This window comes from Xanthobacter pollutisoli (assembly GCF_040044995.1).
GTDB lineage: Bacteria > Pseudomonadota > Alphaproteobacteria > Rhizobiales > Xanthobacteraceae > Xanthobacter.
Genome location: NZ_JBDZDP010000001.1, coordinates 421,737 through 447,983 on the forward strand (window position 1 = coordinate 421,737; position 26,247 = coordinate 447,983).

General features: G+C 69.0%; 25 protein-coding genes. 14 read left to right on the top strand and 11 right to left on the bottom strand.

Going from position 1 to position 26,247, the window contains the following annotated elements; translation table 11 throughout:
- Positions 1 to 34: 34 nt before the first annotated feature.
- The 3 genes from ilvC to ABLE93_RS02015 all read right to left on the bottom strand — a co-directional run bounded on the left by ilvC (position 35) and on the right by ABLE93_RS02015 (position 3,690).
- The gene (gene ilvC, locus ABLE93_RS02005; protein WP_348838461.1) at positions 35 to 1,084 is read right to left on the bottom strand and encodes a ketol-acid reductoisomerase; all 1,050 of its coding nucleotides are present in this window, start codon (positions 1,082 to 1,084) and stop codon (positions 35 to 37) included.
- A 118-nt stretch (positions 1,085 to 1,202) separates the two neighbouring features.
- Positions 1,203 to 1,718 (bottom strand): acetolactate synthase small subunit, encoded by a 516-nt coding sequence (gene ilvN, locus ABLE93_RS02010; RefSeq protein WP_348837582.1) that lies wholly within the window; start codon positions 1,716 to 1,718, stop codon positions 1,203 to 1,205.
- A 211-nt stretch (positions 1,719 to 1,929) separates the two neighbouring features.
- Positions 1,930 to 3,690 carry an acetolactate synthase 3 large subunit gene (locus ABLE93_RS02015; protein WP_348837584.1) on the bottom strand — a complete coding sequence of 587 codons (1,761 nt, stop codon included), beginning with the start codon at positions 3,688 to 3,690 and terminating at the stop codon, positions 1,930 to 1,932.
- A 390-nt stretch (positions 3,691 to 4,080) separates the two neighbouring features.
- Here ABLE93_RS02015 and ABLE93_RS02020 point away from each other — a divergent pair, with 390 nt between their 5' ends.
- The 7 genes from ABLE93_RS02020 to lpxK all read left to right on the top strand — a co-directional run bounded on the left by ABLE93_RS02020 (position 4,081) and on the right by lpxK (position 9,783).
- The gene (locus tag ABLE93_RS02020) at positions 4,081 to 4,560 is read left to right on the top strand and encodes a hypothetical protein (RefSeq protein ID WP_348837586.1); all 480 of its coding nucleotides are present in this window, start codon (positions 4,081 to 4,083) and stop codon (positions 4,558 to 4,560) included.
- Between the two features lie 10 nt (positions 4,561 to 4,570).
- Complete coding sequence (gene ubiA, locus ABLE93_RS02025) at positions 4,571 to 5,536, top strand: 4-hydroxybenzoate octaprenyltransferase (RefSeq protein WP_348837587.1); 966 nt, start codon at positions 4,571 to 4,573, stop codon at positions 5,534 to 5,536.
- Between the two features lie 78 nt (positions 5,537 to 5,614).
- On the top strand, positions 5,615 to 6,466 hold the full coding sequence (locus tag ABLE93_RS02030; RefSeq protein ID WP_348837588.1) for a 3'(2'),5'-bisphosphate nucleotidase CysQ: 852 nt from the start codon (positions 5,615 to 5,617) through the stop codon (positions 6,464 to 6,466).
- Positions 6,463 to 6,708: a DUF4170 domain-containing protein gene (locus ABLE93_RS02035; protein WP_348837589.1), complete on the top strand. Its 246-nt coding sequence runs from the start codon at positions 6,463 to 6,465 to the stop codon at positions 6,706 to 6,708. Before ABLE93_RS02030 ends, ABLE93_RS02035 begins: the two co-directional genes overlap by 4 nt.
- A 71-nt stretch (positions 6,709 to 6,779) precedes the next feature.
- Complete coding sequence (locus ABLE93_RS02040; protein WP_348837590.1) at positions 6,780 to 7,475, top strand: lysophospholipid acyltransferase family protein; 696 nt, start codon at positions 6,780 to 6,782, stop codon at positions 7,473 to 7,475.
- A complete protein-coding gene (locus ABLE93_RS02045; RefSeq protein ID WP_348837591.1) occupies positions 7,472 to 8,767 on the top strand; it encodes a 3-deoxy-D-manno-octulosonic acid transferase in 1,296 nt (431 codons plus the stop codon). Before ABLE93_RS02040 ends, ABLE93_RS02045 begins: the two co-directional genes overlap by 4 nt.
- A complete protein-coding gene (lpxK, locus tag ABLE93_RS02050) occupies positions 8,767 to 9,783 on the top strand; it encodes a tetraacyldisaccharide 4'-kinase (protein WP_348837592.1) in 1,017 nt (338 codons plus the stop codon). Before ABLE93_RS02045 ends, lpxK begins: the two co-directional genes overlap by 1 nt.
- A 4-nt stretch (positions 9,784 to 9,787) precedes the next feature.
- Here the strand turns inward: lpxK and ABLE93_RS02055 are convergent, their stop codons facing one another.
- Positions 9,788 to 10,159 carry a DUF423 domain-containing protein gene (locus ABLE93_RS02055; protein WP_348837593.1) on the bottom strand — a complete coding sequence of 124 codons (372 nt, stop codon included), beginning with the start codon at positions 10,157 to 10,159 and terminating at the stop codon, positions 9,788 to 9,790.
- 266 nt (positions 10,160 to 10,425) lie between these two features.
- Between ABLE93_RS02055 and acs the strand changes: the two genes are divergently transcribed.
- Positions 10,426 to 12,378 (top strand): acetate--CoA ligase, encoded by a 1,953-nt coding sequence (acs, locus tag ABLE93_RS02060; RefSeq protein ID WP_348837594.1) that lies wholly within the window; start codon positions 10,426 to 10,428, stop codon positions 12,376 to 12,378.
- 178 nt (positions 12,379 to 12,556) lie between these two features.
- Here acs and ABLE93_RS02065 read toward each other — a convergent pair whose 3' ends face one another.
- The 3 genes from ABLE93_RS02065 to ABLE93_RS02075 form a co-directional block, all read right to left on the bottom strand.
- The gene (locus tag ABLE93_RS02065) at positions 12,557 to 12,829 is read right to left on the bottom strand and encodes a hypothetical protein (protein ID WP_348837595.1); all 273 of its coding nucleotides are present in this window, start codon (positions 12,827 to 12,829) and stop codon (positions 12,557 to 12,559) included.
- Positions 12,830 to 12,933: 104 nt separating this feature from the next.
- On the bottom strand, positions 12,934 to 13,329 hold the full coding sequence (locus ABLE93_RS02070; protein ID WP_348837597.1) for a TIGR02301 family protein: 396 nt from the start codon (positions 13,327 to 13,329) through the stop codon (positions 12,934 to 12,936).
- A 71-nt stretch (positions 13,330 to 13,400) separates the two neighbouring features.
- The gene (locus tag ABLE93_RS02075; protein WP_348837598.1) at positions 13,401 to 13,874 is read right to left on the bottom strand and encodes an NUDIX hydrolase; all 474 of its coding nucleotides are present in this window, start codon (positions 13,872 to 13,874) and stop codon (positions 13,401 to 13,403) included.
- A gap of 204 nt (positions 13,875 to 14,078) precedes the next feature.
- Here ABLE93_RS02075 and ABLE93_RS02080 point away from each other — a divergent pair, with 204 nt between their 5' ends.
- The 3 genes from ABLE93_RS02080 (at position 14,079) to ABLE93_RS02090 (ending at position 19,257) form a co-directional block, all read left to right on the top strand.
- On the top strand, positions 14,079 to 14,642 hold the full coding sequence (locus ABLE93_RS02080; RefSeq protein ID WP_348838462.1) for an HD domain-containing protein: 564 nt from the start codon (positions 14,079 to 14,081) through the stop codon (positions 14,640 to 14,642).
- Positions 14,639 to 15,145 (top strand): tyrosine phosphatase family protein, encoded by a 507-nt coding sequence (locus ABLE93_RS02085; protein WP_348837600.1) that lies wholly within the window; start codon positions 14,639 to 14,641, stop codon positions 15,143 to 15,145. Before ABLE93_RS02080 ends, ABLE93_RS02085 begins: the two co-directional genes overlap by 4 nt.
- Before the next feature lie 407 nt (positions 15,146 to 15,552).
- Entirely contained in the window at positions 15,553 to 19,257 is a 3,705-nt protein-coding gene (locus ABLE93_RS02090; protein WP_348837601.1) for a beta strand repeat-containing protein, read from the top strand.
- A gap of 13 nt (positions 19,258 to 19,270) precedes the next feature.
- On the opposite strand, the gene ABLE93_RS02095 is transcribed toward ABLE93_RS02090, so the two are convergent.
- Positions 19,271 to 20,203 (bottom strand): class I SAM-dependent DNA methyltransferase, encoded by a 933-nt coding sequence (locus ABLE93_RS02095; RefSeq protein WP_348837602.1) that lies wholly within the window; start codon positions 20,201 to 20,203, stop codon positions 19,271 to 19,273.
- 94 nt (positions 20,204 to 20,297) lie between these two features.
- Here ABLE93_RS02095 and ABLE93_RS02100 point away from each other — a divergent pair, with 94 nt between their 5' ends.
- Both ABLE93_RS02100 and ABLE93_RS02105 read left to right on the top strand, forming a co-directional pair.
- The gene (locus tag ABLE93_RS02100; RefSeq protein WP_348837603.1) at positions 20,298 to 21,335 is read left to right on the top strand and encodes a ligase-associated DNA damage response exonuclease; all 1,038 of its coding nucleotides are present in this window, start codon (positions 20,298 to 20,300) and stop codon (positions 21,333 to 21,335) included.
- Entirely contained in the window at positions 21,332 to 22,987 is a 1,656-nt protein-coding gene (locus ABLE93_RS02105; RefSeq protein ID WP_348837604.1) for a cisplatin damage response ATP-dependent DNA ligase, read from the top strand. The genes ABLE93_RS02100 and ABLE93_RS02105 overlap by 4 nt, the downstream gene beginning before the upstream one ends.
- A gap of 10 nt (positions 22,988 to 22,997) precedes the next feature.
- Here ABLE93_RS02105 and ABLE93_RS02110 read toward each other — a convergent pair whose 3' ends face one another.
- Positions 22,998 to 23,594: a cation efflux transmembrane domain-containing protein gene (locus ABLE93_RS02110; protein ID WP_348837606.1), complete on the bottom strand. Its 597-nt coding sequence runs from the start codon at positions 23,592 to 23,594 to the stop codon at positions 22,998 to 23,000.
- A gap of 54 nt (positions 23,595 to 23,648) precedes the next feature.
- Positions 23,649 to 24,323 (bottom strand): S24 family peptidase, encoded by a 675-nt coding sequence (locus ABLE93_RS02115; RefSeq protein WP_348837607.1) that lies wholly within the window; start codon positions 24,321 to 24,323, stop codon positions 23,649 to 23,651.
- A gap of 226 nt (positions 24,324 to 24,549) precedes the next feature.
- Here ABLE93_RS02115 and ABLE93_RS02120 point away from each other — a divergent pair, with 226 nt between their 5' ends.
- A complete protein-coding gene (locus tag ABLE93_RS02120) occupies positions 24,550 to 24,915 on the top strand; it encodes a DUF952 domain-containing protein (protein WP_348837608.1) in 366 nt (121 codons plus the stop codon).
- Positions 24,916 to 24,917: 2 nt separating this feature from the next.
- Here the strand turns inward: ABLE93_RS02120 and ABLE93_RS02125 are convergent, their stop codons facing one another.
- Positions 24,918 to 26,240 (bottom strand): MATE family efflux transporter, encoded by a 1,323-nt coding sequence (locus tag ABLE93_RS02125; RefSeq protein ID WP_348837609.1) that lies wholly within the window; start codon positions 26,238 to 26,240, stop codon positions 24,918 to 24,920.
- Positions 26,241 to 26,247: the final 7 nt, after the last annotated feature.

A 26,247-nucleotide genomic window follows, 5' to 3' on the forward strand; every position in this document is an offset into this window, starting at 1 on the left:
TTGCCGCTCCGGGGCCTGCCTCAGAGTCTGAGGATCAGTTCTTCGTCTTGTCCACCAGCGCCTTGGCCTTGATCCAGGGCATCATGGCGCGCAGCTTCTCGCCGACTTCCTCGATGGGATGGGCGTTGGCGCGGGCGCGGGTTGCCTTGAAGGAGGCCTGGTTGACCTTGTTCTCCAGCATCCAGTCGCGGGTAAACTTGCCGGACTGGATGTCGTTCAGCACGCGCTTCATCTCGGCCTTGGTCTCGGGCGTGATGATGCGCGGGCCGGTGACGTATTCGCCATATTCCGCGGTGTTGGAGATGGAATAGTTCATGTTGGCGATGCCGCCCTCATAGATGAGGTCGACGATGAGCTTCACCTCGTGCAGGCACTCGAAATAGGCCATCTCCGGGGCGTAGCCGGCTTCCACCAGGGTCTCGAAGCCGGCGCGGATCAGCTCCACGAGGCCGCCGCACAGCACCACCTGCTCGCCGAAGAGGTCGGTCTCGCACTCTTCCTTGAAGGTGGTCTCGATGACGCCGGCGCGGCCGCCGCCGATGGCGGACGCATAGCTGAGGCCGAGGTCATGGGCGTTGCCCGAGGCGTCCTGGGCGATGGCGATGAGGGTCGGTACGCCGCCGCCGCGCTGGTACTCGGAGCGCACGGTGTGGCCGGGGCCCTTCGGGGCCACCATCAGCACGTCGAGGTCCTTGCGCGGCTCGATCAGGTTGAAGTGCACGTTGAGGCCGTGGGCGAACAGCAGCGCCGCGCCGTGCTTCATGTTGTCGGCGAGGCTGTCGCGATAGATGTCGCCCTGCAGCTCGTCGGGGGTGAGCATCATCACCACGTCGGCCCACTTGGCGGCGTCGGCGGCGCTCATCACCTTGAAGCCCTCGGCCTCGGCCTTCTTGGCGGTGGCGGAGCCCGGACGCAGCGCGACCGCCACTTCCTTCACGCCGCTGTCGCGCAGGTTGAGCGCATGGGCATGGCCCTGGCTGCCGTAGCCGACGATGGCGACCTTCTTGCCCTTGATGAGGTTCAGGTCGGCATCGCTGTCGTAATAAACGCGCATCATTGTCTCCTTATGGGCGTTGTCTTGAATTGGGTGATGGCCGCGGCTCCTTTGCACCGGATCGCGGCAAATGAAAACAGGCGTTTCGCCCGGCACCCCTGCCGGTGAACGCCTGTTTCCGATCGGTCACATGGTCAGGCCACGGTCCTCACATGGCCTCCGGTCCGCGGGAGATGGCGACCACGCCGGTGCGCGCCACCTCCACCAGGCCGAGGGGCTCCATGAGCCAGGCGAACTGGTCGATCTTGTCGCTCTTGCCGGTGATCTCGAACACGAAGCTCTCGCGGGTGGCGTCGATGACGCGGGCGCGGAAGGCCTCGGCCAGCCGCAGGGCCTCGCCGCGGGCCTCGCCCACGCCGCGCACCTTCACCATGGCGAGCTCGCGCTCCAGACCGCTCGATTCCACGGTGAGGTCGCGCACCCGGTGAACGGGCACCAGGCGGTCGAGCTGGTTCTTGATCTGCTCGATCACCATGGGCGTGCCGGTGGTGACGATGGTGATGCGCGAGAGGTGGCCCTCGTGGCTCACCTCCGACACCGTCAGGCTGTCGATGTTGTAGCCGCGGCCGGAGAACAGGCCGATGACGCGGGCCAGCACGCCCGGCTCGTTGTCGACCAGGACGGAAAGGGTGTGGCGCTCGGTGGGCTCGGGGGTCTGGGACATGGAAGTCTCGGATGGATGGGCGTGAGGGCGCCGGGAAGAGGCTCCCTCTCCCCTTGCGGGAGAGGGTTGGGGTGAGGGGGTGTGTCGCGGCTCGGCCAGCCGGCCGCCTTTCACCCGCCCGTCCTCACCCTCAGCCTGGCCCCTCTTCCGCAAGGGGAGAGGAGAAGGGCAGGAAAGGGAGAGGTCCGGAGCGAGCAGGACGTCCGTCGCCTCACACCAGCATCTTGCCCTCGTCGGTGATGGCCTCGTCGAGGTCCACGGCCATGTCGCCGAGGATCATCTCGTTGTGGGCGCGGCCCGAGGGGATCATGGGGAAGCAGTTTTCCTGCTGGTCCACGATGCAGTCGAAGATCACCGGCCGCTTGATGGCGATCATCTCCGCGATGGCCGCATCGAGGTCGGCCGGCTTGTCGCAGCGGATGCCCACGCCGCCATAGGCGTCGGCCAGCTTCACGAAGTCGGGCAGCGCCTCGGAATAGGAGTGGGAGTAGCGCCCGCCGTGCAGCAGTTCCTGCCACTGGCGCACCATGCCCATGTATTTGTTGTTCAGGATGAAGATCTTCACCGGCAGGTCGAACTGCACCGCGGTGGACATCTCCTGCATGTTCATGAGGATGGAGGCCTCGCCCGCGATGTCGATGCACAGCGCGTCCGGGTGCGCCTTCTGGGCGCCGATGGCGGCGGGCAGGCCGTAGCCCATGGTGCCGAGGCCGCCGGAGGTCATCCAGCGGTTCGGCTCCTCGAAGCGGAAGAACTGCGCCGCCCACATCTGATGCTGGCCCACCTCGGTGGAGATGTAGACGTCCTTGTCCTTTGTCAGGTTGTAGAGCCGCTCGATGGCGTACTGCGGCTTGATGATCTCGTCGGACACCCGATAGGCAAGGCAGTTGCGTGCCCGCCAGCGGTCGATCTGCGACCACCAGGCATCCATGGCGCCGGCGTCGAGCCTGAGGTCGCGGGCCTTCCAGGCGGCGACGAGGTCGGCGAGCACGCGGGTGCAATCGCCGATGATGGGCAGGTCCACCTTGACGTTCTTGTTGATGGACGAGGGATCGATGTCGATGTGGATCTTCTTCGAGCCCGGCGAGAAGGCATCGAGGCGGCCGGTGATGCGGTCGTCGAAGCGCGCGCCGATGCACACCATCACGTCGCAATCGTGCATGGCCATGTTGGCTTCATAGGTCCCATGCATGCCCAGCATGCCCAGCCACTGGCGGCTGGCCGCCGGGAAGGCACCGAGGCCCATGAGGGTCGAGGTGACGGGCACGTTGGTGAGCCGCGCCAATTCGCGCAGCAGGCGGCTCGCCTCCGGGCCGGAATTGATGACGCCGCCGCCGGTGTAGAAGATCGGCTTCTTCGCACCGGCAAGCATCTCCACCGCAGCGGTGATCTGCGGCACCTCGGCATTCAGCTTCGGGCGGTAGGTCTTGTGCTGGATGTTTTCGCGCCCGACATAGGTGCCGGTGGCGAACTGCACGTCCTTGGGGATGTCCACCACCACCGGGCCGGGCCGCCCGTTCTGGGCGACGTAAAAGGCCTCGTGCAGCACGCGCGCGAGGTCGTTCACGTCCCGCACCAGGTAATTGTGCTTGGTGCAGGGGCGGGTGATGCCCACCGTGTCGCATTCCTGGAAGGCGTCATTGCCGATGAGGTGGGTCGCCACCTGTCCGGTGATGCAGACGATGGGGATCGAATCCATGAGCGCGTCGGTGAGGCCGGTCACCGCATTGGTGGCGCCGGGGCCGGAGGTGACGAGCACCACGCCGACCTTTCCGGAGGAGCGGGCATAACCCTCGGCCGAATGCACCGCCGCCTGCTCGTGCCGCACCAGGATGTGCTCGATGCGGTTCTGGTGGAACAGCGCGTCGTAGATGGGCAGGACCGCGCCGCCCGGATAGCCGAAGATGTGCTCGACGCCCTGATCGGCGAAGGCCTGGATCACCATTTCGGCGCCGGTCATCTGTTTGGTCATGGTCGAAACTCCCTGCGGAGCGCGTCGGGCTCCGGGCGGCCGCTGCGGCCGGACTGTCGATGGATACGAAGGTCGAGAAGCAGGTCCAGAAACGACGAAGGGGCCCGAAGGCCCCTCGTCACGCACCACCTCGCTCGTCGCGGCCTCAGGCCGGACGGAAAGTGGCGCACCACCCTACGAGAAGAATAACGATCTTGCGCATGTCGGCGCCGTCCCTTTCGAAAGTTGCGCGAAACTACCGGCGCTCAGCGGGCCCGTCAAGCGCCCCGATGCATTCCATTAGGGAATGTGTGCTAGCTTCCGCGGATCCCGCCGCGATATTGCCCCATCTTCGGGGTCTGTATATCAAGCAGAGTTCCGCAGGGGTGGAATGAGGAGGGGCACAGCCTCATGAAGAAACTGACGCTCGTCATGTCGGCCGCACTGGTCGGAACGGCGCTCTCGGCCGGCGCCGCCCTGGCGGATTGCCAGAGCGACGTCGTCTCCATCCGCGGAGAGCTCGAACAAAAGGGCAAGGCGCTTCAGGCCGTCATGGGCAAGAAGCAGAACGACCCGCAGGTCCTCTGCCCGCTGTTCCGCGCCTATGCCGCTGCCGAATCCAAATGGGTGAAGTTCCTCGCCGACAACAAGGACTGGTGCCAGATCCCCGCCCAGGCCATCGACCAGGCGTCGGCCTCCAACAAGAAGACGGTGGAGCTGCGCAACCGCGTATGCGATGCGGCCGCCAACGGCGGCGCCCCGGCCGGCGCGCAGAAGCCGCCGCCGCAGGGCTCCATGTCCAGCGCGCTGGGCATCACCACCGGCTACAGCATCAACCCGGAAAAAAATACCGGCGTCTTCGGCACGCTCAACGGCAATGCGCTGAAGTGAGGTTCGCGTATTGAGTTCGAGCGAAGGGGCGACCGCCCCGCCGATCGCCGATGCGCCGCGGGGCAATTGGGTGGAACGCGTCGCGCCCGCGCCGCTGCGCCCGTATTTGCGCCTGGCTCGGCTCGATCGCCCCATCGGGTCCTGGCTTCTGCTCCTGCCGTGCTGGTGGTCGACGTCCCTCGCCGCCATCGCCAATGACGCGCCGCATCCGGATCTGAAGCTGCTAGTGCTGTTCGCCGTCGGCGCAGTGGCCATGCGCGGCGCCGGCTGCACCTGGAACGACATCCTCGACCGCAAGATCGATCGGCAGGTGGCGCGCACGCGCGGCCGGCCCATCGCCTCCGGCGCCGTGAGCGTGCCGGCAGCATTCGCCTTCCTGGTGCTGCAGGCCCTCATCGGCCTCGCGGTGCTGCTGTCGCTGCCGCATTTCGCCATCGTTACTGGCCTCGCCTCCCTCGGCGTGGTGGCGGTCTACCCGCTGATGAAGCGCGTGACCTCGGTGCCCCAGCTCATCCTCGGCATCGCCTTTTCCTGGGGGGCGCTCATGGGCTGGGCGGCGGTCATGCGCACCATTGCCGATCCCGCCCTGCTGCTGTTCGCCGGCTGCGTGCTCTGGGTGTTCGCCTACGACACCATCTATGCCCATCAGGACAAGGAGGACGACGCCATCGTCGGCGTGCGCTCCACCGCTTTGCTGTTCGGCCGCGCCAGCGCCCTCGCGGTGGGCATCTGCTACGCTTTTGTGGTCGCCCTGTTCGCGGCGGCCCTCCTGTCCGTTCCCGTCGGCGTCTTCTCCGTGCTCGGCCTGATCGGCTTCGCGCTGCACTTGTGCTGGCAGGTGCTTCGGCTCGACATCGACGACCCGGCGCGCTGCCTCGCGGTGTTCAAATCCAACCGCGACGCCGGCCTCATCCTGTTCGCGGGCCTCGCCCTCGACACCTTGATTCCCAACACCATAGCCCCGCTTCTGCCCTGACCCGGCGCGGGTCGGATTGACGCGGTGCAGCACGAGTCGGCTTGCCTCGCGGCGTCGGCGCCCCTATGTGGCAGGCGCATGAGCATCGAGACGACGAGCGCCGGCGGCGGGGCAGCCCTCCCCTCCGCCCTCGACGACGCCTTCGCCCGTCAGGTCACCGACACGGTGACGGCGGCGGGGGAACTCGCGCTCGCCATGTTCAGGGCCGGGCTCAAGACCTGGACCAAGGGCAACGACTCCCCCGTCACCGATGCCGACATGGCGGTAGACGCGTTCCTGCGCGAGCGCCTCACCGCGCTCGATCCGGCCATCGGCTGGCTGTCGGAGGAATCCGTCGACGGTCCCGAGCGCCTCGCCGCCCGCCGGCTGTGGGTGGTGGACCCCATCGACGGCACCCGAGCCTTCATGGCCGCCGGCGCGGACTGGGCGGTTTCGGTGGCGCTGGTGGAGGACGGCCGCCCGGTGGCGGCGGTGCTCTTCGCGCCGGCGAGCGGCGAGCTCTTCACCGCCGTGGCTGGCGCCGGTGCGCTGCACAACGGCCGCCCCCTCGCCATCGCTCCGCGCACCCGCCTGGATGGAGCCCGGGTGGCCGGCCCCGCCGCCGACCTCGACGCCATCGCCCGAACGGCGCCCATCGAGCGCCTGCCGCGCATCCGCTCCCTGGCGCTGCGCCTCGCCCGCGTCGCCACCGGCGAGATCGACGTCGCCTTTTCCGGCGCCAACAGCAACGACTGGGACCTTGCCGCCGCCGACCTCATCGTGGAGGAGGCGCGGGGCCTGCTGACCACGCGGGACGGCGCGCGCCTGCGCTACAACGCGCCGGTCCCGCGCCATGCGTCCCTCGTATGCGCCGGCGCGCCGCTCCATGCGGAGGCGCTTGGCGCCCTCAAGGCTGAAGTTTTTTTGAAAGCCAAATTGGACACGCCATGACCGAGACCAACAAGCAATTGCCGCACCTCGTTTTCGGCGGGGAGCTGACCACCCTCGACGGCACCGAGTTCAAGGATCTCTCCAAGCTCGACATTGTCGGGATCTACCCCGACTATGCCAGCGCGGCCGCTGCCTGGAAGGCGAAGGCGCAGCAGACGGTGGACAACGCGTTGATGCGCTACTTCGTGGTACATCTTCACCGGCTGCTTGATCCCGAGACCGGCAAGGTTCAGGGCGGGTGAGCGTGAGGCCACGAGCGGTGCCGCAGGGCCCGCGCCGGCGGCGGCACACAGAAAGAGCGAGCAGACCCTAAATGTGGCGGCGACTGAGGACCAACCGTGCCTTCAAAGTGGCGGCGGGCACGACGTTCGCGTCCTATTTCAAGCTCGTGGCGCGCACGACCGACTTCATCATCGAGCCGCCGGACATCTTCGAGACCATCGACGAGCACATGCCCGTCATCGTCACCTTCTGGCACGGGCAGCATTTCCTTACGCCGTTCGCCATGAAGCCGCACCACAAGGCGAAGGTGCTGATCTCCCGCCATGCCGATGCGGAAATCAACGCCATCGCCGCCGAGAAGCTGGGGGTGGGCACCATCCGCGGCTCCGGCGCCACCTCCCGTCGGGACTTCCACCGCAAGGGCGCGGTTTCGGCCACCTACGAGATGCTCGACACGCTGAAGGAGGGCATCAACGTCGCCATGACCGCCGACGTGCCGAAGATCGCCCGCAAGGTCGGCCTCGGCGTCGTGACCATTGCGCGCTATTCGGGACGCCCTATCATCCCGCTCGCCATGGCTACCCGTAACCGGATAACGCTGAAGAGCTGGGACCGCGCCAGCCTCAACCTGCCCCTCGGCCGCGGGGCCGCGGTGGTCGGCGAGCCCGTCTATGTCGCGCGCGACGTGGACGAGGCCGGGCTCCACGCCGCCCGGGACCTGCTCCAGGCGCGCCTCGAGGCCGCCACGGCGCGGGCCGAGGCGCTCGCCCGATCGAGGGGCGCATGAAGGGGCGCGCGCTGCCGCTCACCCTTCGCCTCTATCGCGGCGCCAGCTCGGCGGCCGCTCTCCTCGCCCCGGTCTGGCTGTCCTACCGCGTGCGCAAGGGCAAGGAGGACCCGGCCCGCCTCGCCGAGCGGCGCGGCTATGCCAGCGCCGATCGGCCGCGCGGCCCGCTGGTCTGGGTGCACGGGGCGAGCGTCGGCGAGGTGATCTCGGTGCTGCCGCTGATCGAGCGGCTGAGCGCCCGCGGCTTCAAGGTTCTGCTCACCTCCGGCACGCTCACCTCCAGCCGCGTGGCGGAGCGGCGGGCGCCGCCCGGCGTCATCCACCAGTTCGTGCCCCTCGATGCCCGCGGCTTCGTCGGCCGCTTCCTCGACCACTGGGCGCCCGACCTCGTGCTCCTGGCCGAGTCGGAGCTGTGGCCGAACGTGCTGGCCGAGCTCGGCCGGCGCGGCACCCCCGTGGTTCTGGTCAACGGCCGCCTCTCCGAGCGCTCGGCGCGCCGCTGGGCGCGCCTGCCGCGCAGCGCCCGCGCCCTGCTCTCGCGCGTCGACCTCTGCCTCGCCCAGAGCGAGGAGGACGCCGCGCGCTTCCGCGGCCTCGGGACGCCGCGCGTGGTGGTCTGCGGCAACCTCAAGTTCGACGTGCCGCCGCCTGCCGCCGATTCGGTGGAGCTGCAGCGCCTCTCCAAGGCCGTCGGCCGCCGGCCGGTGCTGCTCGCCGCCTCGACCCATGATGGGGAAGAGGACCTGATGATCGAGGCGCACGAGATCCTCATCTCGAAGATCCCGGACCTTCTCACCATCCTCGTCCCGCGCCATCCCGACCGCGGCGCGGACGTGGCGGCCCTCGCCCAGTCGGCCGATTTCTCCTCGCGCCAGCGCAGCCTCGGCCAGCTGCCCGATGCCGAAACGGACATCTACGTCGCCGACACCATCGGCGAGCTCGGCCTGTTCTACCGCCTCGCGCCCGTGGTGTTCATGGGCGGCTCCCTGGTGGAGCACGGCGGGCAGAACCCCATCGAGCCATCGAAGCTCGGCGCCGTGGTGCTGCACGGCCCCCATGTGTGGAACTTCGGCGCCATCTATGCGCAGCTCGACCGTGACGAGGGGGCGGCCGAGGTGCCCGATGCCCTCGGCATCGCCCGCGCCGCCTATGCGATCATGAAGGACCCCCAGCTTCACGGCCAGATGTCGGATGCCGCCCACGCAACCGTCAGCGCCCTCGGCGGCGCGCTGGAGCGGACGCTGGGCGCCATCGAGCCCTATCTGATCCAGATCCGCCTCGAGGCCCGCTGATGCGCCGCGCGCCCGCCTTCTGGTGGCGCGAACCGGGCCTTGCCAGCGCCCTCCTCTCCCCCATCGGCGCGGTGGTGGGCGCCGTCGCGGCCCGCCGCATGACGCAGGCGGGGGGGATCGTGGAGGTGCCGGTGCTGTGCATTGGCAATCCCACCGTGGGCGGTGCCGGCAAGACGCCCACCGCCATCGCTCTGCTCCAGCGCCTCATAGCGGCGGGCCACCGCCCGTTTGCCCTGCTGCGCGGCCACGGCGGCACGGCGCGCGGGCCGCTCCGGGTCGATCCGGCGGTACACGGCGCGCGGGAGGTGGGCGACGAGGCGCTGCTGCTGGCGTGTGTGGCGCCGACCATTGTCGCCGGCGGCGACCGGCTCGGCGGCGCCCGGCTGGCGGTGGCGGCGGGCGCAACCCACGTGGTCATGGATGACGGCTTCCAGAACCCCTCCCTCGCCAAGGATGCATCCCTGCTGGTGATCGACGGCGCGGTGGGCATCGGCAACGGCGCCGTCACCCCTGCCGGGCCGCTGCGTGCGCCCCTCGCGCCGCAGCTCGCGCGGGCGGACGCGGTGCTGGTGGTAGGTGAGGGAAAGGCGGGCGACGCGGTTGCGGGTGCCGCCCGCGCCGCGGGTGTCGCGGTTCTGCATGGCCGTCTCGTGCCCGACGGGGACGCGGTGGCCTCCCTGCGAGACGGGCCGCTCGTCGCCTTCGCCGGCATCGGCCGGCCGGAGAAATTCTTCGCGACCCTGGAGGCGGAGGGCCTCGCGCTTGGCACCCGCCACGCCTTTCCCGACCACCATCCCTATCGCGTGGAGGAGATTGCCCACCTCGCCGCCGAGGCGGAGCGCGGCGGGGCGCGGCTCGTCACCACGCAGAAAGACATGGCGCGCCTCTCCGGCCCGGCGTTCGCCGCGCTGCGCGGGCGCATCGCCACCCTGCCGGTGACCCTCGTCCTGAGCGAAGAGGCGGGCCTCGGCGGGCTGATCGCCCGCGCCGAGGCGCGCCGCGCAGCCCGGGGGTGAGCGCTCAGGCCTTGCGGGCGAACAGCGCGGCGACGGCGACGCCGAGCCAGCCGAGGATCATGAGGGAGCCGCCAAAAGGCGCGCTTCCGCCCAGGAGCTTGACATCCATCAAGGCCCGCATCGCCAGATCGCCGGAAAACAGCACTGCGCCGAGGGCGATGGCGCTGGCGCCCGTCCTCACAAGCGCACCCGCGCGGGACAGGTGCAGCGCGAGCGCGCAGAGCGCCGCCAGTGCGGCGGCGTGGAAGAGCAGGAAGTGCGCGGCGGTTTCGAGATTGGCGCCGCCGCCCACGTGGGCGGCCGCGGCCGCCGCGGCAACGCCAGCGGCGCCCATGAGGCCGGACAGGACAAGAAGAAGGCGGGTCCAGACATCCATGGCAGGTATCCTGCTGCGCAGAGCGCGATCTGTCCGTCTATAGGCCCGGCGCAACGGGGGGGAAACGCCCCGGACTGCGGCATCAAGGTGCAGGGCCGGTACGTTGCGGGAGTGGGGGCCGACCAACGGCTATGCGCCCAAAGTCTGCGCCGGGATGCCTTGTGGAGCGCCCGGCCGGTCCCCATAATCCGCCGCAAGCAAGGCGGGAAAAGCCGCCGTGAACGAAGGATCGCGGGTCTAGCACCTCGCGCGAGGGAGGCAAGAGAATGTCCGACAAGGTCTATGACGTTCCGTCCGATTGGGCGAAGAAAGCCTATGTGGACGATGCCGGCTATGAGTCCATGTATGCCGCCTCCGTGAAGGACCCGGATGCTTTCTGGGCCGAGCACGGCAAGCGGATCGACTGGTTCACGCCTTATACCAAGGTCAAGAACACTTCGTATGATCCCGGCCACGTCTCCATCAAGTGGTTCGAGGACGGCATCACCAACGTCGCCTACAATTGCGTCGACCGACACCTGGAGACGCGCGGCGATCAGGTGGCGATCATCTGGGAGGGCGACAGCCCCGACGAGAGCCGCCACATCACCTATCGCGAGCTCTCCGCCGAGGTGAACAAGCTCGCCAACGTGCTGCGCAACCGAGGCGTGGAAAAGGGCGACCGCGTCACCATCTACCTGCCGATGATCCCCGAGGCGGCGTACGCCATGCTCGCCTGCGCGCGGCTCGGCGCCATCCATTCCATCGTGTTCGGCGGCTTCTCGCCCGACAGCCTTGCCGGCCGCGTGGCCGACTGCGGCTCCAAGTGCATCATCACCGCCGACGAGGGCCTGCGCGGCGGCCGCAAGGTGCCGCTGAAGGCCAATGTGGATGCCGCCATCAACCAGATCGACGGCGGCGTCGACCATGTGATCGTGGTGCGCCGCACCGGCGGCAAGGTGGACATGACCCCGGGCCGCGACGTGTATTACGACGAGGCCGTCGCCATGGTGACGGAGGAATGCCCGGCCGAGCCGATGAATGCGGAAGATCCGCTGTTCATCCTCTACACCTCCGGCTCCACCGGCAAGCCGAAGGGCGTGCTGCACACCACGGGCGGCTATCTCGTCTATGCGTCCATGACGCACCAGTACATCTTCGACTATCACCCCGGCGACATCTACTGGTGCACGGCGGACGTGGGCTGGGTGACGGGCCACTCCTACATCGTCTACGGTCCGCTGGCGAACGGCGCCACCACGCTGATGTTCGAGGGCATCCCGAACTATCCCAGCATGTCGCGCTTCTGGGACGTGATCGACAAGCACAAGGTCAACATCTTCTACACCGCCCCCACCGCCATCCGCTCGCTGATGCAGGCGGGCGAGGAGCCGGTGAAGAAGACGTCGCGCGCGTCCCTGCGCCTGCTCGGCTCGGTGGGCGAGCCCATCAATCCCGAAGCCTGGGAGTGGTACTACCGCGTGGTGGGCGAGGAGCGCTGCCCCATCGTGGACACCTGGTGGCAGACCGAGACCGGCGGCATCCTCATCACCCCCCTGCCCGGCGCCACCAAGCTGAAGCCCGGCTCCGCCACCCGCCCGTTCTTCGGCGTGGTGCCGGAAGTGGTGGACGCGGCCGGACAGGTGCTCGAAGGAGCATGCGAAGGCAACCTCGTGATCGCGGATAGCTGGCCCGGCCAGATGCGCACGGTCTATGGCGACCACGACCGCTTCGAGCAGACCTATTTTGCCACCTATCCGGGGAAATACTTCACCGGCGACGGCTGCCGCCGCGACGCGGACGGCTTCTACTGGATTACCGGGCGCGTGGATGACGTGATCAACGTCTCCGGTCACCGCATGGGCACGGCGGAAGTGGAAAGCGCCCTCGTCGCCCATCCCAAGGTGTCGGAAGCGGCGGTGGTGGGCTTCCCCCACGACATCAAGGGTCAGGGCATCTATGCCTATGTCACCCTGATGGATGGCGAGGAGCCCTCCGAGGAGCTGCGCAAGGAGCTCGTCGCCTGGGTGCGCCGGGAGATCGGCCCCATCGCCTCGCCCGACCTCATCCAGTTCGCGCCGGGCCTGCCCAAGACCCGCTCGGGCAAGATCATGCGCCGCATCCTGCGCAAGATCGCGGAAGACCAGTTCGAGAGCCTCGGCGACACCTCGACCCTGGCCGACCCGACCGTGGTGGAAGACCTCATCCACAACCGCCAGAACAAGCGCGACGCGGCCTGAGGATCTCACACACTTTTGTCATCTCCCGGCGGTCCGGGGGATGACGAAGATCCGGCAAACTTTCGGCACAACGAGACGGCGCCCCCCGGGCGCCGTTTTCGTTTGCGCCGCACAGCAAAAAAACCGGGCGCTCGTGAGAGGCCCGGCCGGAGGAACGCGACGAAGAGGGAAGCCGGCGTCAGTGGGAGCGGCCGACCACGGTATATTCGCCGGCGGCAACGCGCTCGGCGACGCGGGCGACGTATTCGGCGCTCGCCTTCTCGCCATAGGTGGCGACGAGGCTGCGCAGGGCGGTGAACAGGGCGGCCTGCACGAGGCAGTCCTCCTCCAGCCCCTCGCGCACCGCCTCGACCCACGCGTCGTTCAGATAGGTCAGCGCGGCGTGGCGGTCGTCGGCGGCCATGTCCGAGATTTCGGGCAGGTCGATGACAGGGGTGGGCAAGGTGGACACGGTGTTTCGCCTCCGCGCCGTGAACCGGACGGCGCAGGCGCATCTCTAGCACGCCGCGCGGCGCTGTTCAGGGGAGTTCTGACCAAAAGGTTAATGTCAGGCGGTCAATTTCCGCCAAATCGAACCACGATCTCGTGTGCGAGCCGCGCGCCCTCGTCCAGCTGGCGGTCCACCGCCACTTTCGCCGCCGGCGTGCAGGTGCGGTAGACCTCCGCATAGCTCGAATAGCCGCGATTGAAGCTGGCGATGATTCGCGCACGGCGGGCATCGGAAGGCTGCTCGGTGTCGATCAGCGCCTGCATCTCGTTGCGCCAGCGCTGGCCTTCCGCCGTGACGCCGCACAGCGGCCGCAGATAGTGCAGCGCACCGAGGATTTCGGCGAGGCGCATGAGATCGCCGTCATAGGGCGGCGGCGCGCCTTCACTCGGCCCCGCGGCCGCGGCGGGAGAGAGGGTGCCAAGGGTCAGGGCGGCGGCGAGGAGAAGGGCAAGGGTGCGCATGGCGGTGCTGGTTCCGCCGCCACTCCTGCGGCCCGCGCCCGGCCGGGTCAAGGGGGGCAGGGACATCCGACTCACGTCTCGCCCAGAAGGAGCGCCGCCTTCTCCACCACCTCGGCGAGCCCCTCGGTGGTGGTGAGGCCCGCCACCTCGACGGGGCGGAACCAGCCCACCTCCGCCGCTTCCTCACCCGGCATGGGCTCGCCGGCGCGCCAGCGGGCCGCATGGGCGAGCACGACGAAATGCGCCCTCAGTTCGCCCTCGCGATCGCGCACGATGATGTCGCGGGCGGCGGCGAGGCCGACGATCTCAGCCTCCACCCCCACCTCCTCCATCACCTCCCGGGCGGCCGCCTGCGCCACCGTCTCGCCGGGCTCCACGCGCCCGCCGGGCAGGCTCCACAGGCCCGCGCCGGGATTGGCCGCGCGGCGGGCGAGCAGCACCAGCGGGCCGCGGAATACCGCGGCGCTGGCGGCAAGGGTGGGACGCACGGCGGAAAGAGCGGCCGTGGCGGCCGCGGTCGCGTCAGGCGCGGGGGCGTCGGACATGGTGGATCTCGAAAAGGGCTCGATGCGGCCGGGGATCAGGGGTGCCCGCCCGTGACGGACGGCTTGTGGAGCGTCGGCGGCAGCTTACCTTTGCCCGATCCCTGGAGCACGCGATTCGTGACCGCCGACGCCGACGACACCCCCGACCCCTCCGCCCGCAGGACGCCCGCCCCCCGGCGGGCTGCGCCGCGGGCGTGGCAGCGCATGCTTTCGGGCCGCCGGCTCGACCTGCTCGACCCCTCTCCTCTCGACGTGGAGATCGAGGACATCGCCCACGGCCTCGCCCGCGTGGCGCGCTGGAACGGCCAGACCTCCGGCGCCAACATCTATTCGGTGGCGCAGCATTCCCTGCTGGTGGAGCGCCTGTCGCGCCGCTCCCATCCCGACCTCGACCGGCGCTGGCGGCTGTGCGTGCTGCTGCACGACGCGCCGGAATATGTGATCGGCGACATGATCTCGCCCTTCAAGGCGGTATTGGGCGGGGATTACAAAGCGGTGGAGGCGCGCCTTCTCGCCGCCATCTCCATCCGCTTCGCTCTGCCGGCGGTGTGGCCCGATGCGCTTGTGAAGATCGCCAAGAGCGCCGATCGCGCCTCGGCCTATTTCGAGGCGACGCGCCTTGCCGGCTTCTCGGCGGAGGAGGCGAAAGCCTTCTTCGGCCGCCCGGCGCGCCTCGACGCTGCCGTGGAAAAGGACTATCTCACCCCCTGGGAGGCGGAAACGGCAAAAGCGCGTTTCCTGAAGAGGTTCGAGGAGCTGAACCCATGATCCACGTGTGCTCCCTCGCGAAGCTGCACGAGACGGTGGCGAGCACCGGCGCGCGGCATGTCATCACGCTCATCAACGGCGGCACGGTGTTGACCCGGCCGAGCAATGTCGACCCCACCAACCACCTCTTTCTCGGCATCAACGACATCGTCGAGGAAATCGAGGGTATGGTGGCGCCGGAGGAGGCGCACATGCACGAGCTCTTCGAGTTCGTGCATGCCTGGCCGCGCCAGACACCGCTGGTGATCCATTGCTACGCCGGCATCTCGCGCTCCACCGCCGCGGCCTATGCGACGCTCTGCGCGCTTCTGCCCGAGCGCGACGAGCTGGAGCTCGCCCAGCGCCTGCGCCACGCATCCCCCACCGCGACGCCGAACCCCCGCATCGTTGCCCTGGCCGATGCAGCGCTGCGCCGCGAGGGCCGCATGGTGGCCGCCATCCACACCATCGGCCGCGGCACCGACGCCTTCGAGGGCGAGCCCTTCTCCCTGCCGGTGGCGTGACGCGGCCGCGGCGCCTCGGCGCGGGCCTTTTGGCGCGGGAGCTTTGGCGACAAGGGGTAGGGTTTGAATTGTCCTGTGCCACCGAGCTTGGCGCGTGCAATCGCTTGCGCGCGCAAATGCCTTCGGGTATTTTGTTACGCCCAGTCAAGATACTTCAGCTCGCGTATCAAGCCCGGCAAGATCATTTGGCGGCTATAGTATTGCGCGCCGCGCCCGACAACGCCTGAAGTACCCAGCCGCGGGCGTGTAAGTCGTTGTACCAAGACATCTGAGCCGCGGCTGATGCCTGTTCTTCATAACCGCGCCGTCCGATCTTGTCCTGATTACCGCCACGGGCCCCATCCACCTGCGCGGGCGCCCGCACCCGACCCTTCCATTGCCGACCTGCGGCAACGAGGCCCAGCGCCATGGCTGACATCACCGGCACTCCCGGCAACGACACGCTCACCGGCACCGACGAGGCCGACACCATCCAGGGCCTCGGCGGAGACGACGAGATTTTCGGCCTCTACGGCAAGGACAACTTGTACGGCGGCGAGGGCAACGACAATCTGGTCGGGGCCGACAGCAACGACCTCCTTGACGGCGGCACCGGCGACGACCGGATGGAGGGCAACGAGGGCAGCGACACCTACATCGTCGACTCGGTCGGAGACGTGGTCGTCGAGGCCTTCGACCCCTCCGAGAACAGCGATGTCCGGCATACAGACCAGGTCCTGACGAGCCTCGACAGCTACACGCTTGGCGAATACGTCGAGAACCTGACCTACACCGGCACGGGCAGTTTCACCGGAAACGGCAACGCCCTCGCCAACGTGCTGACCGGCGGCGCGGGCATCGATACCCTCGCCGGCGGGGCGAACAACGATACCTATGTCATCAATCGCGTCGACGACGTGGTCATCGAGGCCGCGGACAACGGCACCGATACGGTGATCGCCTCGTTTACCGGCCCCTACACGCTCGGCGCCAATCTCGAGAACTTCACCTACGACGGGTCGGATACGTCCCCCATCACCCTCACAGGCAACGAGCTGGACAATGCGATCCGCACCGGCGACGGCGCCGACGTGATCGAGGCGATGGGCGGGAATGACACCGTCTACGGCCTTCTCGGCGACGACACCATCTACGGCGGCGACGGAAACGACAGGCTCTACGGCGGCGCCGGAAACGACTTCATGGATGGCGGCGCCGGGGTGGATCGGTTCGACGGCAGCAGCGGCGACGATACCTATGTGGTCGGAGCCGGCGACACCATCACCGAATATTACGACAGCGGCATCGACACGGTGCTCACCGACCTGTCGAGCTACACGCTGGTCGGCTATGTGGAAAACCTGACCTACACGGGGACGGGCGACTTCAACGGCACAGGCAACAGCGCCGCTAACATCATCATCGCCGGCAGCGGCAACGATACCATCTATGGGATGGGCGGCTCCGACACCATCTATGGCATGGACGGGGACGACCTGATCCACGCCGGCGACACCGGCGCCAACACCCTCGTCGGCGGCGCCGGCAACGACACCTATTACGTTCGCACCTACGACACCATCATCGAGGAGAGCGGCGGCGGCTACGATGTCGCCTTGTCCCGCTCGGCCTCCTACACGCTCGGCGCGTTCGTCCAGGACCTCACCTTCGTCAATCCCGGCGCGTCCACGGGCATCGGCAACGATCTCGACAACATCATCAGCGCCTATTCCCTTTCGGCCTACAACGACACGCTCAAGGGCAAGGGCGGCAACGACACGATCTACGCCTTCGGCGGCGACGACGTGCTGGACGGCGGCGACGGCAACGACACGCTGGACGGCGGCACGGGCAACGACCAGATGACCGGCGGATCGGGCAACGACGTGTTCCTGGTCGATGCCGCGGGCGACGTGGTGATCGAGGCGGCCGGAGGCGGGACCGACACCGTGCGCACCTCCTTGGCCAGCCACACCCTCGCCGCCAATGTGGAAAACCTGACCTACACGGGCGCCGCCGCCTTCGCTGGCACCGGCAACAGCCTTGCCAACGTCATCCGTGGCGGCGCCGGCAACGACACCATCGACGGGGGCGCCGGCAACGACACCATGTATGGCGGCCTCGGCGACGACCTCTATTTCGTCGATGCGGCCGGCGACGTGGTCATCGAGGACGCGGATGCGGGGATCGATTCCATCCGCGCCGCGACCGCGATCTATACGCTCGGCACGAACGTGGAGAACCTCGCGTACATCGGGTCCGGCAATTTCAGCGGGACCGGCAACACCCTCGCCAACGTGATGGCGGGCGGCGCCGGCAACGACAGCCTCGTGGCCAGCGCCGGCAACGACACCCTCAGCGGAAATGCCGGCGACGACTATCTGGACGGCGGCACCGGCGCCGATGCCATGACCGGCGGAACCGGCAACGACGTCTATCTGGTGGACAACACCGGCGACACGGTGAGCGAGGCGGACGGCGGCGGCACCGATCTGGTGCGCACCTCGCTCTCCTCCTACACCCTCGCGGCGGCGCTGGAAGACCTCACCTATACCGGCGCCGGTGACTTCACCGGCAACGGCAATGCCTCCGCCAATGTGCTCACCGGCGGCACCGCCAACGACACGTTCACCGCCGGCGCCGGCAACGACACGCTCTATGGCCGCTCCGGCAACGACTGGCTGGACGGCGGCACCGGCAGCGATGCGCTGATCGGCGGCACCGGCGACGATGTCTATCTGGTGGATTCCACCGGCGACGCCATCACCGAATATGCCGACGGCGGCAACGACACGGTCCGCACGACGCTGGTCAGCTACACCCTCGCGCCGGAGCTGGAGAACCTCGTCTACACCGGCACGGGCGGCGCCAATTTCACGGGCACCGGCAATGCCGCGGACAATTCCATCAGCGGCGGCAAGGCCAACGACACGCTGGACGGCGGCGCCGGCAACGACGCGCTGGCCGGGGGCCTCGGCAACGACACCTACATCGTCGATGCCGCCGGCGACGTGGTGACCGAGGCGGCGAACGCCGGCACCGACACGGTGCGCACCTCGCTCTCCTCCTACGCGCTCGGCGCCAACGTCGAGAACGTCACCTATACCGGGACGGGCGATTTCACCGCCACCGGCAACACCCTGGACAACACGCTGAAGGGCGCCGCCGGCAACGACATCTTCTCCGGCGACACCGGCAGCGACACGCTCTATGGCCTTGTCGGCGACGACTGGCTGGACGGCGGCGCGGGCAGCGACTGGATGGAGGGCGGGGCCGGGAACGACACCTATGTGGTGGACAGCACCGGCGACACCGTGAAGGAGGCTGCCTCCGCGGGCACCGACACGGTGCGCACCACGCTCGCGACCTATACGCTCGGCGCGGACTTTGAGAACCTCGTCTATACCGGCACGGGCGGCGCCAATTTCACCGGCACCGGCAACGCGCTCGACAATTCCATCAGCGGCGGCAAGGCCAACGACACGCTGGATGGCGGCCTCGGCAACGACTCCATGGCGGGCGGGCTCGGCAACGACACCTATTTCGTCGATGCCGTCGGCGACGGGGTGAGCGAGGCGCAGGACGCGGGCATCGACAGCGTGCGCACGTCGCTCACCACCTACACGCTCGGCGCCAACGTGGAGAACGTGACCTACACAGGCGCGGACAATTTCTCCGGCAACGGCAACGGCCTCGCCAATGCTTTGAAGGGGGGCGCGGGCGACGACACCCTCTATGGCGGCGCCGGGAACGACACGCTCTACGGCCTCGCCGGCACCGACACGCTGGCGGGCGGCTCCGGGGCGGACCTCATCTATGGCGGGGGCGGCGCCGATCAATTCGTCTATTCCGACGTGGCCCAGTCGAGCGCCTCGGCGTTCGACACCATCGCCGACTTCTCGGCGAGCGGCGGCGACATCGTCAATCTTGCGGCCATCGACGCCAACAGCGTCGGCGGCTCCGCCAACGACGCCTTCGTCTATGTCGGGTCCGCCGCCTTCTCCGGCACCGCGGGCGAGCTGCGCTTCGCCGACGGCCAGCTCCAGGGCGACACCAATGGCGACGGCAACGCCGATCTCGTCATCGCCCTCAGCAACACCACTTCGCTCTCGGCGACGAGCCTGAAGCTGTAGCCCGCGGGGGCGCTCAGCCACGCCCCGCCACGCCCACCAGCCCGGGGACGGGCACGCCCTTTTCCGAGCGGGTGGATGCAGCCTCCAGCGCGACGAGGGCAAGCCCCGCCTCCGCCGCGAGGCGCCGGACATGGGCCTCGCCATGCGCGAAGCGCAGCGTCTCGCGCAGCAGCACGCCGTCGCCGCCGTGGGTCTCAAGCGTGAAGGCGAACAGCCCGCCGGCGGCGAGCGCGCGGTGTGCGGCGCGGAAGATGGGCGCGAGGTCGCCCACGTAGCACAGGGCGTCGGCGGCGAGGACGAGGTCGAGCCCGGCCTCCGCCTGCGCCTCCAGCGCGGCTCTCATCTCCCCCACCTCCAGGCGGGCATAGACGCCGAGCGCGCGCGCCTTTTCCAGCATGGCCGGCGAGAGATCGACGCCCTCCAGCCGCGCCGCCAGAGGCGCGAACAGCACGCCGGCAAGGCCGGTGCCGCAGCCGAGGTCCAGCGCCGCGCCGAAGGCGGGCTCCCGCCCCACGGCGGCGCAGGCGCGCAGCGTCGCCTCCACCAGCAGCTCGGGGCCGCGGTAATTGAGGCTCTCGCGCAGGGCGGCGTCGAAGCGGTCGGCATATTGGTCGAACAGCGTGCGCACATAGGCCGCCGACATGGCCCCTTGGGCCGGCTCCCCTCCGAGACGCGCCCGCCGCAGGCCCGCGCCGAGCCTGTCATCGGGATCGAGTGCCAGCGCCCGGCCATAGGCGTCCCCGGCCGCGGCGCCGTCGCCGAGGCTCTCGCGCGCCTCGCCCAGCAGGAACCACGCGGCGGCAAAGGCGGGCGCCGCGCGCACCGTTTCGGCCAGCAGGTCCGCCGCCGCCGCCGCGTCACCTTCCGCCAGGAAGGCCCGCGCCCAGTCGAGCCGCCGGTCGAGGACGGGGTCGCCGGAGGTGGAGGGATGGGCAGGAAAGGCCAAGGCCGACCTCGGGATTGTCAGGGAACCTCGCGCACGCGCTTGGGCGTTCCCATATAACGGGCAACCCGCCCGATAAAGATACCCGCCGGAACACATGCGCCCGGAAGACCTGCTCTGTCCCTCGCCCCGCGGGCTCTATTCGCCTGCCGGCGATTTCTACGTGGATCCGACCCGTCCGGTGGAGCGCGCCGTCATCACTCACGGCCATTCCGACCACGCCCGCGCCGGCCATGCCCACGTGCTCGCCACCCGCGAGACGCTGAACATCATGGCGCTGCGCATGGGCGCGGGGTTCGCCGGGGCGACCCAGGCCATCGCCTATGGCGAGGCGGTGGAGATCAACGGGGTGAAGGTGAGCGCCCATCCCGCCGGCCACGTGCTCGGCTCGGCGCAGATCCGCATCGAGAAGGACGGTCTGGTGATCGTGGTATCGGGTGACTACAAGGATGCCGCCGATCCCACCTGCGTGCCGTTCGAGCCGGTGCGCTGTCATGTCTTCGTCAGCGAGGCGACCTTCGGCCTGCCGGTGTTCCGCCACCCGGACGCCATGGGCGAGACCCAGAAGCTGCTCGCTTCGGTGCGCATCTTCCCCGAGCGCACCCATATCGTTGGGGCCTATTCCCTCGGCAAGGCCCAGCGCATGATGGCGCTTATCCGGCAGGCGGGCCACCGCGCGCCCATCTATGTCCACGGCGCCCTCATCGCCATCACCGATTACTACCTTAGCCTTGGCATGGACCTCGGCGAAATCGTGCCAGTGAAGGGCGCGCCGAAATCCGCCTTCGCGGGGGCCATCGTCATCGCCCCACCCTCCTCCATGACCGACCTGTGGGCGCGCCGTTTTGCCGATCCCATCACCTGTTTCGCCTCCGGCTGGATGCGGGTGCGCGCCCGCGCCCGCCAGCGCGGCGTCGAGCTGCCGCTGGTGGTGTCCGACCACGCCGACTGGGACGGGCTCTGCGCTTCCATCCGCGCCACGGGATGCGAGGAATTGTGGGTGACCCACGGCGCCGAGGACGCCCTCGTCCACTGGGCCCACACCCGGCAGCTGAGAGCGAAGCCGCTCCACATGGTGGGCTATGGCGAGGAGGACGAGGAAGCCGCCCTGCCCGCCGCGGAGCGCGAGGGATGAACCGCTTTGCCGCGTTGCTGGACCGCATGTCCTACGAGGCCGGGCGCAATGCCAAGATCCGGCTGATGGCGGACTATTTCCGCACCACGCCGGACCCCGAGCGCGGCCTCGCGCTGGCAGCGCTCACCGGCGCGCTGTCCTTCGCCAATGCCAAGCCCGGGCTGGTGCGCGCGCTGATCGCGGAGCGGGCGGACCCGGTGCTGTTCGAGATGTCCTACGATTATGTGGGCGACCTCTCCGAAACCGTCGCGCTCATGTGGCCGAAGCCGGAAGGCGCGGCGCCGCACGCGCCGCTGCTGTCCGAGATCGTCCACGGCCTCTCCACTTTGTCCAAGACCTCTTTGCCCCGCCGCCTCGCCGACTGGCTCGACGGCCTGGACGAGACCGGCCGCTGGGCGCTTCTGAAGCTCATCACCGGCTCCATGCGCGTTGGCGCCTCGGCGCGTCTCGCCAAGACCGCAGTGGCGAGCCTCGGCCAGGGCCTGACCGAGATCACGCCGGACGAGGTGGAGCTGGTATGGCCGGGGATGGTCCCGCCCTATGAGGACCTGTTCGCCTGGGTGGAAGCGCGCGGTCCGCGGCCGCAGACCTCCAATCCCGCGCCGTTCCGCCCGGTGATGCTGGCCCACGCCATCGAGGAGGCGGATTTCTCCACCCTCGATCCCGCCGCCTTCCGCGCCGAATGGAAATGGGACGGCATCCGCGTCCAGGCGGTGGCCGGCACCGGTCCGGAGGGCGAGCGAACGGTGCGGCTTTATTCGCGCACCGGCGAGGACATCTCCGGGGCGTTTCCGGACCTTGCCGGATCCTTGGCCGATGCCACCGCCTTCGACGGTGCCATGGACGGCGAGCTTCTCATCGTCCGCGACGGCAAGGTGGAGCCGTTCAACGTGCTCCAGCAGCGGCTGAACCGAAAGACGGTGACGGTCAAGATGCTGGCCGAGTTCCCGGCCCATATCCGCGCCTACGACCTGCTGGTGGAGAACGGCGAGGACCTGCGCGACCACACCTTCGAGGCCCGCCGCGCACGGCTTCAGGCGCTGGTGGAGCGGCTCGCGAGCCCCCGCATCGACCTCTCGCCCATGATCGCCTTTTCCTCATGGGATGAACTGACCCGCGCCCGCCGCGATCCCGAGGCCGCCGGCGCCGGTGCGGACGCCGAGGCGGTGGAAGGGGTGATGATCAAGCGGGCCGACAGCCTCTATCTGCCGGGCCGGCCCAAGGGGCCGTGGTGGAAGTGGAAGCGCGATCCGCACACGGTGGATGCGGTGCTCATGTATGCCCAGCGCGGCCACGGCAAGCGCTCGTCCTTCTATTCGGACTACACCTTCGGAGTGTGGACGCAGGGCGAAGAGGGCGAGGATGTTCTGGTGCCGGTGGGCAAGGCCTATTTCGGCTTCACCGACGAGGAATTGAAGCAGATCGACGCCTTCGTGCGGCGCTTCACCGTGAACCGCTTCGGCCCGGTGCGGGAGGTGGTGCACGAGAAGGAAAGCGGCCTCGTGCTGGAGGTGGCGTTCGAGGGCCTCGCGCGCTCCACCCGCCACCGCTCCGGCATCGCCATGCGCTTCCCCCGCATCGCCCGTCTGCGATGGGACAAGCCGCCGGGCGAAGCCGACCGGCTGGAGACGCTGGAGGCGCTGCTGGCGTAGCGCTCGCCGCTCACGCCGCGGCCGAGCGGTGCTCAGCCCGCGCCGCCTGCCACACCTCCCGCGCCGCATCCGCATTCATCAGCGCGATGCCGAGGCCGACGATCACGTCGGGCCACGCCGACACGCTGAGCCAGGTTACGAGCCCGGCCACGATGATGGCCATGTTGACGAGGGTGTCGTTCCGCGCCGAGAGGAAGGCAGCCCGGGTGAGGCTGCCGCCGTGGCGCCGATAGCGCGAGAGGATGAGCGCGCAGGCGAGGTTGACCGCCAGGGCGCCGAGGCCGGTCAGGGACAGAATGAACGGCTCCGGCGCCGTGGGGGTCATCACCTTCGTCCAGGCGGTCCAGAGCGTGGCGAGGCCGGGAACGAGGATGATGGCGGCGAGCGCCATGCCGAGCCGCGCGCGCCAGACCGCGGGCCAGCCGAGTGCCACGAGGATCAGCAGATTGATCGACGCATCCTCGAGGAAATCGACGCTGTCGGCGAACAGCGACACCGATCCGATGGCGCCCGCCACCGCAAACTCGATGCCGAAATAGCCGAGATTGAGCAGCGCCACCACGAGGACGGCGCGGCGCAGCCCGGGATCTCGGGAAGCTTCGTCCATCGCCTCACCTTTATCCGAACACCATGGCTCGCGGAGCAGCGCGCTGCCCGCCTCTCACTGGCTGGCCCAGATGATGCGGGCCATCCATTCCACCTGGTCGAGGGGGATCTGGCGGTCCTCATGAGCGGGGTTGAGGGAGCGCAGCTCCACGTGGCGGGTGGTCTTGCGCACCAGTTCCTTCGCCAGCACCTCGCCCTCCTTGGTCTTCAGCACTACCCGGTCGCCGCGGCGCGGCTCGGAGGCGGGGGACACCACGACGATATCGCCGTCGCGATACACCGGCTCCATGGAATCGCCGGCGATCTCCAGCGCATAGGCATGGGTATCGTTCACGTCGGGAAAGGCGATCTCGTCCCAGCCCGCGCCGGCAGGGAAGCCGGCGTCGTCGAAGAAGCCGCCCGAGCCGGCCTGGGCGAAGCCGATCTGCGGAATGGCGTGGATCGGCCCCTTGGGCGGATCCTCGGCAAAGCCGGAGGCGCCGCCGTGGGGCGGACGGTCGGCGGGGTCCATGAGGGCGAAGAAGTGCTCGGCGCTGGTGCCGGTGGCGGCCAGCGCCTTGGCGATGCTCTCGGTGGAGGGCCAGCGCGCCCGCCCGTCGATGGTGATGCGCTTGGAGCGGTTGAAGGTGGTGGGATCGAGCCCCGCCCGGCGCGCGAGGCCGGAGGTGGACATTCCGTGCTGCTCGGCGAGCTGGTCGATGGCGCGCCAGATCTGACCGTGGGTAAGCATCAGATAGAGGTTCCTTGCCTCGACAGCGGACCCGCCGCCTCCGGATCCTGGCGCATCCCCGACGATGCGGATGATAAGAATTTGTTCCCTATTTGTACAGGAATTGAATCCGCACGCAACCTGGAGGCGAAATGGGTTGCCGTTTCGTTCAGGCCACCCTATGGCAAGCGCGCCCCTTTTGAAGTCCCCTGTTCGAGTCCTCTGCCCCGCGCCCGGAGCCCAGCCCATGCCCGCCCCCGACCTCGTCTTCAAGATCTGCCCGGCCGACATGTGGGCCGAAGCGGAAGCCCGGGGCGAGTTCACCGGTGCGCCGGTGGATCTTGCAGATGGCTTCATCCATTTCTCCACCACGGCCCAGGTGCGCGAGACTGCGGCACGGCATTTCGCCGGCATGGACGGCCTGAAGCTGGTGGCGGTGGAAACCGCCGCCCTTGGCCCGGCGCTGAAATGGGAGCCGTCCCGCGGCGGCGACCTCTTTCCCCATCTCTACGGGGCGCTGCTGCTCTCGGCCGCGCTCTGGGTGCGCGATCTGCCCCTGGGACCCGACGGCGTGCACGTCTTTCCCGCCGAACTTGCCGCCCCGCCGCGCTGACCTCAGGGGCCGAAGGTCCGCCGCACCAGCGCCGGCAGCCGCAGGGCCTGCAGCACCCCGCGCGCCAACAGGAAGGCGAGGAAGGCGAGCCACAGGCCGTGGTTGCCGAGCGGCTGAAGCGCCCACCAGGCCAGCAGATAGACGGCGAGGGCGGCGAGCATGAGGTTCCGCATGTCCCGCGACCACAGGGCGCCGATATAGACGCCGTCGAAGGCGTAGGCCGTCACGCCCGCCACCGGCAACAGCGCGGCGTAGATCAGGAATATCCGCGCCTCGGCCCGCACCTGCGGGTTGGTGCTCATGGCATCGACGATGGCCGGGCCGGTCAAAAGATAGACGACGCCGGCCGCGAGGGCGAAGCCGAGGCCCCACAGGAGGCTCAGCCGCACCCCCGCCGAAAAGTCCGCCCGCCGCCGCGCCCCGACGGCCGAGCCGCAGACCTGCTCAGCGGCGGTGGCGAAGCCGTCGAGGAAATAGGCGGCCACCATCACCATGTTCTGGAGGATGGCATTGGCGGCGAGCGTCACGTCGCCGGCGCGGGCACCCTGCGCGGCGAAGAAGGAGAAGGCAAACATCAGCGCCGCCGTGCGGATCATGATGTCGCGGTTGAGCATGAAGGTTTCGGCAAGCCGCACGCGATCGAACAGCACCGCGCGTCGCACCCCGGGCATGCCGCCGAGGGTGTGGGCGCACAGGGCGAGGCCCGCCACCGCTCCGGCGATCTCGGCGATGAGCGTGCCCGCGGCGGAGCCGGCGACGCCCCAGCCGGCGCCAAGCACGAGGGCGGCGCTCAGCCCCATGTTCAGCACGTTGATGCCGACCTGAAGCGCCAGCGCCCGCCCGGTGCGGCCGAGGCCGACGAACCAGCCCAGCACCACGTAATTTGCGAGGGTGAAGGGCGCCGCGAAGATGCGCACGGCGTAATAGTCCATCACCGCCGCGTTCACCTCGGCGCTCGCGCCGGCCAGGGCGAGTGCGGCCTGCGCGATGGGCCGCTGAAGCGCCACGAGGGCGAGGCCGAGCACCAGGGCGACGAGGAGCCCGCGCACCAGCACCGCCCGTTCTTCCACGGTGTCGCGGCGGCCCAGCGCCTGCGCGGCGAGACCCACCGTGCCCATGCGCAGGAAGCCGAACACCCAGAACAGCATGTCGAAGATGACAGCGGCGAGCGCCACGCCGCCGAGCAGCGCGGCATCGCCCAGCCGACCTACTACGGCGGCATCCACCACGCCCAGAAAGGGCGTGGTGAGATGCGCCAGCGTCATGGGCAGCGCGATGGCGAGCACGCGCCGGTGCGTGACCGGGCCGGCCCTCTGCGCGGTCATGGCTGCG

Excerpts from the sequence above, each read along its gene's own strand:
- ABLE93_RS02070 (WP_348837597.1), bottom strand. The coding sequence starts at position 13,329 with ATGCGCACCCTTGCCCTTCTCCTCGCCGCCGCCCTGACCCTTGGCACC.
- ABLE93_RS02120 (WP_348837608.1), top strand. The coding sequence starts at position 24,550 with ATGCCCGCCCCCGACCTCGTCTTCAAGATCTGCCCGGCCGACATGTGG.
- ABLE93_RS02085 (WP_348837600.1), top strand. The coding sequence starts at position 14,639 with ATGATCCACGTGTGCTCCCTCGCGAAGCTGCACGAGACGGTGGCGAGC.
- lpxK (WP_348837592.1), top strand. The coding sequence starts at position 8,767 with ATGCGCCGCGCGCCCGCCTTCTGGTGGCGCGAACCGGGCCTTGCCAGC.
- ABLE93_RS02030 (WP_348837588.1), top strand. The coding sequence starts at position 5,615 with ATGAGCATCGAGACGACGAGCGCCGGCGGCGGGGCAGCCCTCCCCTCC.
- ABLE93_RS02125 (WP_348837609.1), bottom strand. The coding sequence starts at position 26,240 with ATGACCGCGCAGAGGGCCGGCCCGGTCACGCACCGGCGCGTGCTCGCC.
- ABLE93_RS02080 (WP_348838462.1), top strand. The coding sequence starts at position 14,079 with ATGCTTTCGGGCCGCCGGCTCGACCTGCTCGACCCCTCTCCTCTCGAC.
- ABLE93_RS02055 (WP_348837593.1), bottom strand. The coding sequence starts at position 10,159 with ATGGATGTCTGGACCCGCCTTCTTCTTGTCCTGTCCGGCCTCATGGGC.
- ABLE93_RS02035 (WP_348837589.1), top strand. The coding sequence starts at position 6,463 with ATGACCGAGACCAACAAGCAATTGCCGCACCTCGTTTTCGGCGGGGAG.
- ABLE93_RS02015 (WP_348837584.1), bottom strand. The coding sequence starts at position 3,690 with ATGACCAAACAGATGACCGGCGCCGAAATGGTGATCCAGGCCTTCGCC.
- ABLE93_RS02045 (WP_348837591.1), top strand. The coding sequence starts at position 7,472 with ATGAAGGGGCGCGCGCTGCCGCTCACCCTTCGCCTCTATCGCGGCGCC.
- ABLE93_RS02110 (WP_348837606.1), bottom strand. The coding sequence starts at position 23,594 with ATGGACGAAGCTTCCCGAGATCCCGGGCTGCGCCGCGCCGTCCTCGTG.
- ABLE93_RS02100 (WP_348837603.1), top strand. The coding sequence starts at position 20,298 with ATGCGCCCGGAAGACCTGCTCTGTCCCTCGCCCCGCGGGCTCTATTCG.
- ABLE93_RS02075 (WP_348837598.1), bottom strand. The coding sequence starts at position 13,874 with ATGTCCGACGCCCCCGCGCCTGACGCGACCGCGGCCGCCACGGCCGCT.
- ABLE93_RS02020 (WP_348837586.1), top strand. The coding sequence starts at position 4,081 with ATGAAGAAACTGACGCTCGTCATGTCGGCCGCACTGGTCGGAACGGCG.
- ABLE93_RS02115 (WP_348837607.1), bottom strand. The coding sequence starts at position 24,323 with ATGCTTACCCACGGTCAGATCTGGCGCGCCATCGACCAGCTCGCCGAG.
- ilvN (WP_348837582.1), bottom strand. The coding sequence starts at position 1,718 with ATGTCCCAGACCCCCGAGCCCACCGAGCGCCACACCCTTTCCGTCCTG.
- ABLE93_RS02090 (WP_348837601.1), top strand. The coding sequence starts at position 15,553 with ATGGCTGACATCACCGGCACTCCCGGCAACGACACGCTCACCGGCACC.
- acs (WP_348837594.1), top strand. The coding sequence starts at position 10,426 with ATGTCCGACAAGGTCTATGACGTTCCGTCCGATTGGGCGAAGAAAGCC.
- ABLE93_RS02105 (WP_348837604.1), top strand. The coding sequence starts at position 21,332 with ATGAACCGCTTTGCCGCGTTGCTGGACCGCATGTCCTACGAGGCCGGG.
- ABLE93_RS02040 (WP_348837590.1), top strand. The coding sequence starts at position 6,780 with ATGTGGCGGCGACTGAGGACCAACCGTGCCTTCAAAGTGGCGGCGGGC.